This window comes from Flammeovirga sp. MY04 (genome assembly GCF_001682195.2).
Classification (GTDB): Bacteria; Bacteroidota; Bacteroidia; order Cytophagales; family Flammeovirgaceae; genus Flammeovirga; species Flammeovirga yaeyamensis.
On record NZ_CP003560.2, the window covers coordinates 2,052,188 to 2,066,203 of the forward strand.

Sequence of the window (14,016 nt, forward strand, 5' to 3'; positions counted from 1 at the left end):
TTAATAAATCTGATTATCAATTGTTTATATTTCGTCGATTATTTCAAGAAAATCGGTGATTTTACTTCAAATTCCTTCTTTCCAACTCCGTTCTATCTACAATTTTATATTTTGATGGAATCTTGAAGGGCATTTTCACAGCTCCTTCTTCCACTTCTATTTTAGATAAATTGATATTGACAGAGACTTGTGTAGCAAAATCAGATTTTTGGGTACTGTTACCAATAAAGACATCTGTTTGGAAAGGAGCTATTTGAGCACTTCCCTCTTCGATGGTTTTAAAATCTTTATAGTCGACCACAGCTATTTTCCCTTCTTTCTTCAACTTTACCACTATCTCCTCTAACATTTGAGTAGAACGATTTACATAAGCACTCGACTCATATAATTTTGTTTTTTGTGTTAAAGAGAACATCTCCTCTTCTACCTTTACTTTAGAATCGTCGATAAAGGTTTGAGGAAGATCACCAGTAAAAATAGACTGTAATAAATCGTAGTCGATCTTTGTCCCTAATAATAACTCTACATCATCATAGCTTAAAACATAAGCTTCTTTACCCATTTTATCTAAAGCGAAAACGCTGTCTTGGGTTGCCAATACTCTTAAACCTTCGATTTTAGCCACACGCATAGACATCCACATTTGTTTGTCTTTTTGGATTCTTGTATCGATCGCTAACTTTTGATCTTTAGCAGCAGATTTAAATACTAACTTACCTTTCGTTGATAAGTATTCGTAATCTAAATTCTTCACATTCAATTCAGAAGATTTTCCGTTAACGGTAATGCCTGTCGATTTTTTAGCACAAGAAACACCAAATACTAAAAGTAGCACCGATGCGATAAATAAATTCGTAATTTTCACTTTTGTGAGGATCATGTGAGTTTAAAAAAAGGCAATTGAGTAGCCACCCAATTGCCTTTCAAATATAATCAAAAACTTGTTACAGTTTTGCGATAGCTTCTTCTAATGCTTTGATTTTATCTTCAGCATCTTGTTGCTTCTGACGTTCTTTAGCAACAACTGCTTCAGGAGCATTTGCCACGAATCTTTCATTAGAAAGTTTCTTTTGAACAGAAGCGATAAAGCCTTTCGTGTATTCAAGCTCTTTCGTTAACTTCTCTTTCTCAGCTTCAACATCAATTTGGTCTGCTAAGTCGATGAAACATTTATCAGATTTGTAAACAAACTGAGTGGCTCCTTCTACTTCAGCATCCACCATTGTTAAAGATTCCAAGTTCGCCAACTTCGTGATGATACCACCGAAACGATCGTAAACAGTAGAATCAGAAGCTAAAACTGACATTGGAAGAGGTACTTTAGGACCAATTTGGTTTTTGTTACGAACGTTTCTCACTTGTGAGATAATTTCGAAAGCGGCAGTTGCTTGATCCAACAATGTTTTGTCGAATGACTCAACCGTTGGGTAATCTGCTACTACTAAAGCATCCTCAGTAGCTCTTTCACGTACTGCATGCCAGATTTCTTCTGTTAAGAATGGCATGAATGGATGTAAAAGTCTTACAATCTTCTCGAAGAAATTGATAGTCGCTTCTAAAGTAGCCTTATCGATTGGAGAACCGTATTCTGGCTTCACCATTTCTAAGTACCACGAACAGAAGTCGTCCCATACCAATTTGTACACTGACATTAATGAGTCAGACAATCTATATTTCTCGTAGTTCGCTTCTACATCTTCCAATACTTGATTGAAACGTGCTTCGAACCATTCGATGGCAATTTTATTTGATTCAGGTTGTGCCTCTTCACTTACCTCAAGACCTTTAACTAAACGTAAAGCGTTCCAGATTTTGTTAGCGAAGTTACGACCTTGCTCACATAGTTTTTCGTCGAATAGTAAGTCGTTACCTGCTGCTGCAGACAATAACAAACCAACACGAACACCGTCAGCACCATATACTTTCATTAAGTCCAAAGGATCAGGTGAGTTACCCAATGACTTCGACATTTTACGGCCTTGGTTATCACGAACCAAACCAGTTAAGTATACATTTTTGAATGGCAATTCGCCTTTCCACTCATATCCAGCGATAATCATACGTGCTACCCAGAAGAATAAGATATCTGGACCAGTAACTAGATCATCTGTTGGATAGTAGTAGTTGATCTCTTCGTTTTCTGGTTTCGTGATACCATCAAATACTGAGATAGGCCACAACCAAGAAGAGAACCAAGTATCCAATACATCCTCGTCTTGAGAAAGTTGGTCGATAGTGATATCCGCATCAATTTTCTGAGCTTCAACCAATGCCTCTTCTGCAGTTTCTGCTACTACAAACTCACCGTTAGGAAGGTAGAAAGCAGGAATTCTTTGTCCCCACCATAACTGACGTGAAATACACCAGTCTTTTACATTTTCCATCCAGTGACGGTACGTATTCTTGAACTTCGCAGGATGTAATTGAATGTTATCATTCATTACATTCTCCAATGCAGGCTTAGAAATTTCTTTCATTGATACGAACCATTGTGTTGAGATTCTTGGCTCGATTACTGCACCTGTTCTTTCAGATGTACCTACTTTATTTTGAAGCTCTTCTACTTTCACCAAGTTTCCAGAAGCCTCTAGATCTTTAACGATTTCTTTACGAACAACGAAACGATCTTTACCTGCGTATTGCGCACCAGCTTTAGCGTTAATCGATCCATCTTCTTCGATAATATCAATTACTTCCAAGTTATGTTTTAAACCTAACTCGTAGTCATTGATATCGTGAGCAGGAGTTACTTTTAAACAACCTGTACCGAATTCTATATCCACATAATCATCACCAAAAACAGGGATTTCTCTGTTCGTTGTTGGTACGATTACTTTTTGTCCAATTAAATGCTTGAAGCGATCATCGTTAGGATTCACACAAACACCAGCATCTGCAGGAATTGTTTCAGGACGAGTAGTAGCAATAGTTACAAACTCACCTTCTTTTCCTACGATTGGATATTGTACATAATATAATTTAGAGTTAACCTCTTTGTGGATTACTTCCTCATCTGATAAAGCTGTTTTCCCTGCCGGATCCCAGTTCACCATTCTTGCACCACGGTACACCCATCCTTTTTTATAAAGGTCTACGAATACCTTGATTACAGCTTTAGAAAGTTCGTCTTCCATAGTGAAACGCGTACGATCCCAATCACAAGAAGCACCCAATTTCTGCAATTGGTTCAAGATGATTCCACCGTATTTTTCTTTCCACTCGAAAGCGTATTTCATAAATTCATCACGAGTAATATCAGATTTACTTATACCGTGCTCGTCTTTCAACATCTTTACTACTTTTGCTTCTGTAGCAATCGATGCGTGGTCAGTACCAGGTACCCAACAAGCTTCATATCCTCTCATTCTTGCACGACGGACCAAGACATCTTGAATTGTGTTATTCAACATGTGACCCATATGCAACACCCCTGTCACGTTTGGTGGCGGGATGACGACGGTGAATGGCTTCTTATCAGGGTTAGGCTCAGAATGAAAAAATTTGTTCTCTAACCAGAACTGATACCATTTGTCCTCTACGTCATGAGGATTGTACTTAGTCGCAAGCTCCATTGCTTTGATTTAAAATATTTCAGAAACAAAAAATAATAAAGTCCAATTTCACCACTTGATAAAATTGGGAAAGCAAATTTAAATAAAAAGAAGAATACTTAATGATGAATTAAGAATTAATAATGAAGATTTTATTTTTAGAGGAGAATTTTTTGGAATTTGTGCTACTGAGATTTTAAAATGTGGAATTATTTAAATAGGTAAGATTGTATTGCCTCTATTATCATATTCCTAATAATACTTTATGTTATTAAAATTTTGACCAAAGTAACTTATAAGTTACCTTTGTGGTTTGGATAAAAAAGTCAGAGAGGTAATTGCATATAAGAATTACTTCAAGGAGTTTTTGAAAAAACAGAATCCAAAAGTTCAAGATAAAATCTTTAAGGTAATTGAAATTATAGAGACTTATGAACGTGTACCAACTCAATACTTGAAACAATTGGAAGGTACAAAAGGGTTATATGAAGCACGAATAAAATTAGGCTCAAATATTTGGAGAGTATTCTGTTTTTTTGATAAAGGTAAGCTTGTCATTTTAATAAATGGTTTTCAAAAGAAAACTCAAAAGACTCCAAAAAAGGATTGTTAAAGGCTATTCAACTGATGGAAGAATATTTTATTAACCAAAACAGAAATAAATAATGGACACTCAAAGCTGGAAAGATATAAAGGATGAGGTTTACGGAAAAAAAGGAACCGAAAGGAGAGATAATTTAGAAAGAGAATTTGAGTCTCTAAAAATTGGAATGCTCCTAAGAAAAGTGCGAGAAGAGAAATCTATGACTCAAAGTGAATTGGCAGAATTAATAGATAAAAAACGTACTTATATTTCAAGAGTAGAAAATGACTCAAGTAATATTACTCTTAAGACTTTATTCGAGATTGTTGAAAAAGGTTTAGGAGGTAAACTTAAAATTCAGATCGAACTATAAGCCCCCGTCTCTAAATATAAAATCAACTCCAATCACTGTTATCAATCATAATTGGAGTTGGTAATTTTATTTCTAAAAGTAAGTCTTATAAATGTCTTTAAACTAATTCATAAAACTCTTCACATTCTCCGAAGTAATACTCAACAGTTTTCTTCTCGCTTCTAAACTAGCCCAAGCGATGTGCGGCGAATAAAGAATTTTACTCTTATCTTTCACATTTTTAAAAGGACTATCGTGTTCCATAGGTTCTACAGTAAATACATCTACACACGTCCCAGCTATCTGATTTTCGTTTAAGGCATCCACCAATGCACTTTCGTCTACAATTCCACCACGACCAGTATTCAGTAGGATACTAGAAGATTTCATCATTTTTAATTCTTCCACAGAAATGATGTTTTTAGTGGCCTCATTTAATGGAGAATGTATTGAGATAATATCAGATGTTTTGAACAAGGTGTCTTTATCTACCAAAGTAAAACGCTCGTCTCTTGCCACACCGGAAGTAGAATAATAAATCACTTTTGCACCAAAAGCAGTGGCAATCTCAGCTACTCGCTTACCGATGTTTCCGAGTCCTATTATCCCAAACGTTTTGCCATTGATTTCCTGAAAACCCTTTCCAATCCATGTAAATGAAGGATGGTTGCTGTATGAATTATCTTTCACAAACTCATCGTACTCATGTATATTATTCATCAATGACAATAGCATGGCAAAAGTTTGTTGTGCCACACTTTCTGATGAATAATTGACTGCATTTTTTACTGGGATGTTCAAGGCTTTTGCCGCCTCTAAATCCACGTTATTGGTTCCAGTTGCTGTAATCGCTATCCCTTTAAGTTGAGGACAAGCTTTCATCATTTCTTCTGTAATCACCACCTTGTTTGTTACAATTACATCCGCATCTTTGATACGTGATAATGTCTCTTCTTTTGGTGTTAAAGCATAATGGATCACCTCTCCTAGCTGATCAAATTGTTGAAGTTCTGTTTGTACGTCGTTCCCTAAAGATTCCGCATCTAAAAATACGATTTTCATAATTTCTTTTTATGTATTGACTGATGTCACAAATTAATAAATAATATCTCCATAGCACTATAACAACAAGTGATTTTTGTAACAACTTTCCAGAATATTAAATACCTTTGATCTATCCATCGGACATCAAAAAGTTGAAAATTTGGAAGAAAATAAAAAAGTGATTGTAACAGAAGAGTTTACTGTTTCAAAAAGCTTGCTTTGGGAGGTAATCACCCAACATTCACATCAAATAAATTGGTTCTTTTCTAATATTCCATCCTTTGAATTAGAGGTGGGGTATCAATTACTGTTTGATGTAGAAACTCCAAATCGGGTATTCCCTCATTTTTGGAAAGTGCTAGCTATTCAGCCACAAAAAAGCTTTACTTTATTGTGGGAATATCAAGGCTATGATGGAAGTTCAGAAGTTTGTTTTTCTATTGATTCAATAAGCGAAAACTTATCAAGATTAACGCTAACACATACCGTTACTGACCCTTTTAATCAAGATATTGAAGAGTTTCGATACGAAAGCTGTTTGGGTGGATGGAATTACTTTATTAAAGAAAATCTAAAACAATACGTCGACCGATTGGTCATAAAATAATATGCAAATAACTACTTGGAATAGATTGGATGATGCTTGGAAAGAAATTATTCTCTTCAGCATAAAAGTGCAAGAGGAAAATATTGAGAGCGAGAAGGTGCATCAATTCATAAAAGAAGAAAACGATCTTAGCAAAGTCTATCAATCATTATTTGATGAAACTTTAGAGGTGGTAAAATGGCCTGACTTCACTTTTTTCAATCGCCTCATTCCTTTGGATAGAATTTATGCTTCTTATCAAAAAATAGATTCTTTAGACCCGCTTATGTTCTTTCCTTTGGTGAAAGAGGTTTATGCTGACCATACCGATGTTGCCGATCTAGATTCTTTGATGTTGTGTTCTGCTTTAGAAACTTTAATTATTGATGATTCTTATGTGGATGATTTACAGCCCATCATGAATCATTCGATAAAAACATTAAGCATTAAGAACTTAGTGGTTGAACAATCTCAGATAGATACAGTTCTATTAAGACAACCTAATTGCACGATTAATCAGTAAGTGATATGGACAAAAAAGTGATCTTGTTCGATGGTATTTGCAACTTATGCGATAAAAGTGTTCAGTTTATAATTCGACACGAAAAATCGGATACTTTTCAGTTTGCGTCCTTACAATCTGATGAAGGAAAGTCGTTATTAAAAAAGTACGATCTTAACCCAGATTATATAGATAGCATTGTTTTAGTGAGTAATCAAAAAGCCTTTACGAAATCGCGTGCTGCTCTTGAAATTGCAAAAGATCTTAAATCACCTTTTCATTTACTTCGGTTTGGTACAATATTTCCTATAACGGTAACAGACCTTATTTATGATCTTATTGCAAAATACAGGTACAGATTGTTTGGAAAGAAAGAAGATACTTGTGAATTAATCCATCAACAGAAAAAATTTAGAGGAACTTCCTAGTCATCCACACAATATGAAACGATATCAGTCGTAATATATAATAGACACTAACATTTTATAGAATGATCACTTTTGATTTAAAAAAGAATTTATTTTTACTGCTCTTTCTATCCTTTTCTGCGAGTACTTTCGCACAAGAAAAGCTAAATATGGAATGGTGGAATGGTCTTGATAAATATTGGAAAGGGATTTTCACTTCCCAAATTATGTGGGATCAAGATGAAATGACCGAAGCAGGTTTACTTAAGATTGAAGAATTAACTTCAATCAATGCATCAGGTTATGATGACTTTGGCGATGAGAGAATCGTAAGTAACCTAAAGCCAATAGAGAATTTAGTAAAGCTGGAAAACGTTGATATTTCTTATACTAGAGTTAAAGATCTAACACCCCTTCAAAATCTAAAAAATCTTCAAAGCTTGAACTTGGCATTCAGTAATGTAAAAGATTTAAGCCCTTTGAGTAGTTCTACTACTTTAAAAGCCATTTATTTATCAGGTACTAAGATTGCTTCTTTAAAAGCGATCAGCGGGTTACCGTTAGAAAACATCGACCTTTTCCAAAATAAAATGTTTAAAGAGTGGGAATCTCTTTCTGCTTTCAAAACATTAAAGATGTTATCTATTGATGAGACTAAAGTTGAGGATCTTTCTTTCCTTAGTAAATTACCTACTATCGAGGAGTTAAAGGTTTCATATACCAACGTTTCTGATTTAAGTGCGATCTCTAGTTTGAAAAGCTTAAAATTGCTTCAGATCCAAAAAACAAAAGTGATGGATTTATCGCCTTTGAAGAAGTTGAAGAAATTGGAACACTTAAACATCAGTAACACAGAGATCACAGACATCTCTAGTCTAAAGAAATTAAAGAGTTTACATACTTTCTATTTCTCAGACAGTAAAGTGGAAGACATTAGTGCTTTAGCAAAATCTAAGTCGATGAACGAGTTGACGTTCTCTAACACTCCAGTGAAAGATTTATCGCCTATCTCTACACTTCCAAAATTGAGTATCCTTATTATCACTGGCTCTCAAGTAGCTACTTTAGATCCACTGGATAACTCTCCAAGTTTATCAATTATCTACTTCAGAGACGCTCAAGTTTCTGATGAAGATGTAGCGAAGTTCAAAGAAAAGCATCCAAATATCGAAACAGATTACTTTTAATCTGATTTGATAAAATAGATCAAAAGCCATCTCAATGAAAAATTGGGATGGCTTTTTTATTTCACAAATTATCTGATATACATCAAATGATCTATTCAAAGATATATACAGGCACTTTTCTGTCTTTCAATTCATTGATATAAATCGCATTACAATGAATGTAAAAAATCAAAGAATTAGTATCACTTTAAAAATTTCTCGAATATTTAATCATTAACAAATTATTTATGCCTTCTTATTTGGGTAAATAGATAAATAAGACTTTTTTTGCACTTGGATAAACATTTAACTTTCCTAGTCCAGTGAGTGAAGTAATTAAACACGAGTGCGGCATAGCCATGCTACGCCTAAGAAAACCGTTGTCATACTTTATTGAAAAGTACGGTACTCCAACTTATGCTATCAGTAAAATGTATTTACTGATGGAGAAACAGAGAAACCGTGGTCAAGATGGTGCAGGTATCGCAAGTATCAAGTTAGGTATGAAACCTGGCAAACCATTTATTGATAGAGCAAGATCGGTAGAGTCAGACCCGATCAACGACATTTTCAAGAAAGTAGGTAAGAAATTAAACAAACTTAGTAAGGATACGGAAAAGTACCTTGACGCAGACTACCTACGTTCCAACATTCCTTTTGTTGGAGATGTCTACATGGGCCACCTTCGTTATGGTACTCATGGTAACAACACCATCAACCACTGTCACCCTTTCATGAGAAATAATAACTGGCGTTCTAGACAGTTAATTATGGCGGGTAACTTTAACATGACCAACGTAGATCAGTTATTTGATCGTTTGGTAGAGTTAGGACAGCATCCAAAAGAGAATGTGGATACTGTAACGGTGATGGAGAAAATCGGTCATTTCTTGGACCTTGAGGTACAAGACTTATTTGACAAATACAGAAAGACTGAAGATGACAACATCAAGATTTCTGAGAAGATTGAAGAAGAACTAGACTTAGGTCGTGTACTCTCTCGTTCTTGTAAAGATTTTGATGGTGGATATGCATTTATGGGTCTTACAGGCTTTGGTGGCGGTTTCGTTGCTAGAGATGTAAACGGTATCCGTCCTGCATATTACTACGCTGATGATGAAATCATTGTCGTAGCCTCTGAAAAAACGGCTATCAAAACAGCATTTAATGCTGACTACGACAAAATTCAAGAGATCAATCCAGGTCACGCTTTGATCATCGACAAACAAGCTAACTATAAAGAAGTTCAATACTTAGAACCTCAAAAGAAATTATCTTGTAGCTTCGAGCGTATCTACTTCTCAAGAGGTACAGATCCTGCGATCTATAACGAGCGTAAGACTTTGGGTAAGTTGTTGATTCCAAAAGTTTTGGAAGCTATCGACTACGATCTTAAAAATACAGTATTCTCTTACATTCCAAATACAGCAGAAACTGCTTTCTTGGGTATGATGAAAGGCTTAGACAAGCATTTAGTGGCTAAGCGTTTAGAATCTATCGAGAAAGGTGTATCTGGAGAGGAATTAGAGAAGATTTTATCTTTCCGTCCTCGTCAGGAAAAATTAGTTATCAAAGATGTGAAAGCTAGAACTTTTATTGCAGACGATGCAATGAGAGACGATATGGTAGCTCACGTTTACGATACTACTTACGAGGTCATCCGTAGAGATGTAGATACTATTGTGGTTATCGACGACTCTATTGTAAGAGGAACTACTTTAGAGAAATCGATCATTCAAATGTTAGATCGTTTGAATCCAAAACGTATTGTTGTGGTTTCTTCTGCTCCTCAAATTAGATATCCTGATTGCTACGGTATCAATATGTCTAAGATGAAAGAATTTGTTGCCTTTAGGGCGATGGTCAACTTGATCAAACGAAATGGCAAAGAAGATCTTTTGGATGAGGTGTATTACCGTTGTAAATCAGCTTTAAGAAAAGACGAACCTTTGATGGTGAACTATGTACAAGAGTTGTATGATCAGTTTACTTATGAAGAAATCTCTGATGAGATTGCCAACATCATTAAGTCGCACAACATCAAAGCAGATGTGAAAGTGATCTTCCAAACGGTCGATAGCTTACACGAGGCTTGTCCTAATCATTTAGGTGATTGGTACTTTACAGGTGATTTCCCTACTGAAGGCGGTATGAGAGTTGCCAACAGAGCTTTCGTTAACTTCATGGAAGGTAAAGACGGTAGAGCTTACTAAAATTGATAATAGTGATCCTAGATCATTAATGATATTTGGCCCGGTAATAATTACTGGGCCTTTTTTATTATCTTTTGATTATAATTTAAAATCTACTCCTTTTTTAAAACATTCTGAAGAGGGAGTTATTAATACTATATGAGCAATAGAATTTTACTCCCGAGTATTCGATATGTACTTGGATTTAGAAATAGAGAGGAACGCTTAATAAAAAGAGCATTCAACGATTTTTACTACTTAGTTGAGGGACAACATCAAATAGATAACCCTGTACAGTATAAGTCGGCTTTTTGTGTGGCGTTAACGAAAACCATTATGGAATCGAACCAACTCTCTGATGATGCTGATATTGAAGCTGAAATCAATCAAAGATTCCCTACTACAGAAGAAGATAGTATTATTGAGGAAGTGGAAATCAAATTTAATGATGATGATCTTTTGTTATTGAAAATGTTCTTTATCAATAGAATAGACACCAAAAGTATTGGTCTGCGTTTAGAAAAGTCACCTGAAGAAGTAACCGATAGAGTAGAGAAATTAAAACGGATGTGGCAACAGGACATGACTTTGGAAGAATACCTACTTCAGATAAGCAGACGAGAGCTTTTTAAATCCTTGGATCAGATGATGATCCCTATACCTCAAAAAGTAACGAAAAAAGGAAGGACTGCCACAGTAGGATCAATTACTAAAGTTGATAATTCTGTTTTTTCTAAAATCAAGAATTTATTCAAAAGAAATCATTAAAACGATAAGTTGTTAAATGTTATATATTCATTTAGCGACTTATTTTTTTATCTAATTTTTAATATACTTATATTCAATTTCTATTTTTTTAATACTAGGTATCAACTTTACATACAATGAGTAGACTAAACTTATTATGGGCATTAATTCTAATGTTCATTATGCATGCTAACTACGCTCAAACCAAATCAGATCTATCAAAAACTGTGGTAAAAGAAGGAGTTTGGTATGGCGAATTTATTTACAACAGTGGTATGACCTTTCCTGTAACCTTTGAAGTGACTAAAAGTAAAAAAGGAAAATTCTCAGCCCAAATGTATTGGTTCAATTACTTTAATACTAAATGTCATATCGAAGGTGATCTTACGAAAGATGTCCCCGAATTTCACGAAACGAAATTAGTACATGGTAAAGCAATGAACTTTGGCGATTATTTTATGGAATCGGTCAAAAACGATACGCTAATAGCCTACAGTACCAATGATGACACCAATCTTAAAGACGCTTCAATACTTTTAGTACATGAAGACAAAGTGGCTAAAGATGTAAAAGAAAAATACACTAAAGACATCGCTGCTAGTGTAGAACGTTACGGTACACAAAAATTTAGTTTAATAAAGGATGATAAACTTCAAAAAGAGGTTTTAGATAAAATTAAAAATGCAGCTGAAAGCGATACCCTTTTTGGTAAAACATTTAAGGTGGAAGGTACTATTGCTCAGGACACTCAGTTTTCAGGATCAATGACTGCCTATTTCCAATTACCCGATTACCATATGATGAAAATGGAAATCATGGAATTCGAAGTCTATACTGGTATGAACAAAGAAAATATCTGGAATTATTCGAGTATAGAGAAGTCTTTGAAGCTTGAAGAAATCACTGATGAATCAAAAAAGGACAATAGCAATTCAAACATATTCAAAAGTCAGTTATTCGCATTAATAGATAGTGGATTTACAATTAGAAATTTTGGTGAAGCTGTGATCGATGGAGAAGAATGTTATCGAATTGTTGTTGAAAAAGGCATGAATTATCAGGGATATTATTATTCAAAAGATAATTTCCATACTGTCCAGAAAGAAAACGAAAATGCGATTACAACCATAAAAGTAGAGATTCTTAAAGGCGGTTATGTACCTAGATCGTACACTCAATTAAGCATGAATAGTAAATTTATCATGACTTTTGATAAGTTTAATTTTAATATAGATATGGACACTACCCTATTCTATCCTACAGAAGAAATGTTAGCAACTAAAAAAGAATCGATCGAAGATCATAGAAAAGGTGCTGATTATTTTAATGATTTAGGGATAAGTTTCTATGAAAAAGGAGAATTCGAAAAAGCCATTGCAGAATTTGATAATGCCATCAACAATTCAGTACCTAACCCTACTTATTTTGCAAATAGAGGTCGTGCTCATTTAGAGCTAGAAAATTATTATGACGCAATCTCTGATTTCAATCAGAGCATTCAATACAATAAAGAAAAGAAAAGTACTTATTATTATCTAGGTTTAGCTAAGTATAACCTGAAGGATTTCAAAAGTGCTGCAAAAGACTTCAAAACATCCTTAGAAATTGATTCCACTAAAATTGGGCGTTTACAATATAATTATCTTGCATTATCACTTTACAACCTAAATGAGTTAGACTCTGCTTATTATTATTTCAAGAAATGTACAGAACATCCTAACGCAATTGCTATGGATTATTACAATTATGGGTATCTTCTAAGAAAGGACAATAAAGACACTGAAGCTTTACCTTATTTTAAAAAGACAGTAGAATTAGAACAAGAAAATCATGCGTATATTAATCATTATGGTGTTGCTTTATTTAGAGTAGGAAATTATGAAGATGCTTTAGTTCAATTCTCAAAAGCCACTGAAATGGAAGCTGAGGCACTTACTTATAAAGATAATTTGGGCAATACATATATGCGTTTAGGCGAGCATGATAAAGCTTTATCGTTATTTTTAGTGATAGAAAAGAAATTAGACGAACCTAATGATAATATCATGAATAAGATTGGTCAGTGTTATCACTCAGAAGGTGATTATATAAAGGCCATGAATTATTATAATAAGTCAATAGAACTTAACTCTACGAATGCTGAGTATTATGATTATCGAGCTTATCTCAAAAAGATAAACAACGATAAGAAAGGAGCCATTCAAGATTTCACGACCTCAATAAATATTTATAATAAAGATCCTGAAATTTATTACCAGAGAGGTTTAATTCAGCAAGACCTTCATAACAAGCAATCGGCTTGTGAAGACTTTAATAAAGCAGCTGAATTAGGTCATGAAAAAGCTGCTGGTTTAGTGAGTGAAAATTGTAATTATAAAGAGCAATAAATACAAACCATCAACTCTAAAGTTTAGTTTTTGGTTGATCAAAAAAATAGCCCAAGATTAAATTCTTGGGCTATTTTTTATTTACCTTCTTTATTTCTAAGTTCCACTACGTGGTCAGAAAGTTTTTTACACAATTGGTGAATCTCAGCGGCCATTTTTTGATCGCCAGTAGCATTCACTATATTTTGTGCCATACCACCCATTGCATCAATGTAAAAGAATTTCAGTTCTTCGATGGTCATTTCTTTTCCCCAAAGACCGATTCTTAACGTCTCTTTTTTCTCATGATCCCAAATATTAAGATCAAATGCTCTTGTCTCGTTAAGACCTACTTCTCCTGAATCATCTGCTTTCCAGAAAATTTTCTCTGGAACATTCTGATCATCCAATTCTACTTTTAAACGAATCTGTGATTCTTTCATTTCTTATATAATAAGTTTGGCTAAATCCTTTTGATTAATGCTGCAAAGTTGCAATTTTTGAAGGATTAATAAAATTA

At 34.3% G+C, this 14,016-nt stretch carries 13 protein-coding genes; 9 read left to right on the forward strand and 4 right to left on the reverse strand.

The window, feature by feature from the left end; all coding sequences use genetic code 11:
• Positions 1–61 precede the first annotated feature (61 nt).
• Both MY04_RS08255 and MY04_RS08260 read right to left on the reverse strand, forming a co-directional pair.
• On the reverse strand, positions 62–865 hold the full coding sequence (locus tag MY04_RS08255; RefSeq protein ID WP_158297622.1) for a DUF4292 domain-containing protein: 804 nt from the start codon (positions 863–865) through the stop codon (positions 62–64).
• A 79-nt stretch (positions 866–944) separates the two neighbouring features.
• Complete coding sequence (locus MY04_RS08260) at positions 945–3,572, reverse strand: valine--tRNA ligase (RefSeq protein ID WP_066208523.1); 2,628 nt, start codon at positions 3,570–3,572, stop codon at positions 945–947.
• Between the two features lie 292 nt (positions 3,573–3,864).
• Between MY04_RS08260 and MY04_RS08265 the strand changes: the two genes are divergently transcribed.
• On the forward strand, positions 3,865–4,164 hold the full coding sequence (locus MY04_RS08265; protein ID WP_169055526.1) for a type II toxin-antitoxin system RelE/ParE family toxin: 300 nt from the start codon (positions 3,865–3,867) through the stop codon (positions 4,162–4,164).
• A gap of 52 nt (positions 4,165–4,216) precedes the next feature.
• Positions 4,217–4,507, forward strand: a complete 291-nt coding sequence (locus tag MY04_RS08270) for a helix-turn-helix domain-containing protein (RefSeq protein ID WP_066208525.1) — start codon at positions 4,217–4,219, stop codon at positions 4,505–4,507.
• Between the two features lie 102 nt (positions 4,508–4,609).
• Here the strand turns inward: MY04_RS08270 and MY04_RS08275 are convergent, their stop codons facing one another.
• Complete coding sequence (locus MY04_RS08275) at positions 4,610–5,548, reverse strand: D-2-hydroxyacid dehydrogenase (protein WP_066208527.1); 939 nt, start codon at positions 5,546–5,548, stop codon at positions 4,610–4,612.
• 142 nt (positions 5,549–5,690) lie between these two features.
• On the opposite strand from MY04_RS08275, the gene MY04_RS08280 reads away from it, so the two are divergent.
• From MY04_RS08280 to MY04_RS08310, 7 genes are all read left to right on the forward strand, one after another.
• Positions 5,691–6,137, forward strand: coding sequence for an SRPBCC family protein (locus MY04_RS08280; protein ID WP_066208529.1), 447 nt, complete (start codon positions 5,691–5,693; stop codon positions 6,135–6,137).
• 1 nt (position 6,138) lies between these two features.
• On the forward strand, positions 6,139–6,639 hold the full coding sequence (locus MY04_RS08285) for a hypothetical protein (protein WP_066208531.1): 501 nt from the start codon (positions 6,139–6,141) through the stop codon (positions 6,637–6,639).
• 5 nt (positions 6,640–6,644) lie between these two features.
• A complete protein-coding gene (locus tag MY04_RS08290) occupies positions 6,645–7,046 on the forward strand; it encodes a thiol-disulfide oxidoreductase DCC family protein (protein WP_066208533.1) in 402 nt (133 codons plus the stop codon).
• A gap of 62 nt (positions 7,047–7,108) precedes the next feature.
• Positions 7,109–8,212 (forward strand): leucine-rich repeat domain-containing protein, encoded by a 1,104-nt coding sequence (locus MY04_RS08295; RefSeq protein ID WP_066208536.1) that lies wholly within the window; start codon positions 7,109–7,111, stop codon positions 8,210–8,212.
• A 302-nt stretch (positions 8,213–8,514) separates the two neighbouring features.
• Positions 8,515–10,404, forward strand: a complete 1,890-nt coding sequence (locus tag MY04_RS08300) for an amidophosphoribosyltransferase (protein ID WP_066208538.1) — start codon at positions 8,515–8,517, stop codon at positions 10,402–10,404.
• Positions 10,405–10,542: 138 nt separating this feature from the next.
• Positions 10,543–11,151 (forward strand): hypothetical protein, encoded by a 609-nt coding sequence (locus tag MY04_RS08305; protein ID WP_066208539.1) that lies wholly within the window; start codon positions 10,543–10,545, stop codon positions 11,149–11,151.
• Positions 11,152–11,267: 116 nt separating this feature from the next.
• The gene (locus tag MY04_RS08310; protein WP_066208540.1) at positions 11,268–13,517 is read left to right on the forward strand and encodes a tetratricopeptide repeat protein; all 2,250 of its coding nucleotides are present in this window, start codon (positions 11,268–11,270) and stop codon (positions 13,515–13,517) included.
• A 77-nt stretch (positions 13,518–13,594) separates the two neighbouring features.
• Here MY04_RS08310 and gldC read toward each other — a convergent pair whose 3' ends face one another.
• Positions 13,595–13,939, reverse strand: a complete 345-nt coding sequence (gene gldC / locus MY04_RS08315; RefSeq protein ID WP_066208541.1) for a gliding motility protein GldC — start codon at positions 13,937–13,939, stop codon at positions 13,595–13,597.
• Positions 13,940–14,016 lie beyond the last annotated feature (77 nt).